The organism is Acidovorax sp. ST3 (genome assembly GCF_003231145.1).
In the GTDB taxonomy this organism is placed as follows: domain Bacteria; phylum Pseudomonadota; class Gammaproteobacteria; order Burkholderiales; family Burkholderiaceae_C; genus Acidovorax.
The window spans coordinates 1-579 of record NZ_QKVP01000093.1 but is presented as its reverse complement, the minus strand read 5'-3'; the positions used below and the strand labels follow the sequence as shown (position 1 = coordinate 579).

General features: G+C 67.7%; 2 protein-coding genes. One reads left to right on the top strand and one right to left on the bottom strand.

Annotated elements, in window-relative coordinates; genetic code table 11:
- Positions 1-244: low temperature requirement protein A (locus tag DNK89_RS23735; protein WP_161958986.1), on the top strand; the 244-nt coding region annotated here is incomplete at its 5' end.
- A gap of 36 nt (positions 245-280) precedes the next feature.
- Here the strand turns inward: DNK89_RS23735 and DNK89_RS23730 are convergent.
- Positions 281-579 (bottom strand): helix-turn-helix transcriptional regulator (locus DNK89_RS23730; protein ID WP_153064344.1); only part of this gene is annotated, 299 nt, incomplete at its 5' end.

Here is a 579-nt window from a genome sequence, read left to right as displayed (position 1 = left end):
GGCGGCGGCGGCCGCGCTGCTCGGCGGCCCGGCGTTGTACCTGCTGGGCAACGGCATCTACAAGACGGTGGTGTATGGCCGCTTCCCGCTGTCACATGTGGTGGGCCTCGCGCTGCTGGCCATCCTGGCGCCGATCGCGTTCGTCACCGACAACCTGATGGTGGGCGGCCTGACGACGTTGATCATGATGCTGGTGGCCGGGTGGGAAAGCGTGTCGCGGCGGCGGATGCGGGTGGCGCACTAGAGCGGCCAGGGGCCAACGGCATCGTTGCGCGCCGCATCAACGCCGCTTGCCAAACACCGACTTCGGCGCGCGGCCATGGAAGCGGGTAAACGCAGCGCTGAAATTGGCCGGGTGGCGGTAGCCGACCCGGTACGCCGCCTGCGCCACCTGGCAGCCGGTCTCCAGCAACTCCCAGGCGCGGCGCATGCGCATCTCGGTCAGCAGCCGCATCGGGCTGTTGCCGTACAGCGCGCGAAAGCCCTGCTTGAGCTTGAATTCATTCAACCCGGTCGCCAGGCACAGGTATTGCACCGTCAGTTCGCGATCCATCTGTTCGCGCATCAGCGCATGGGCCC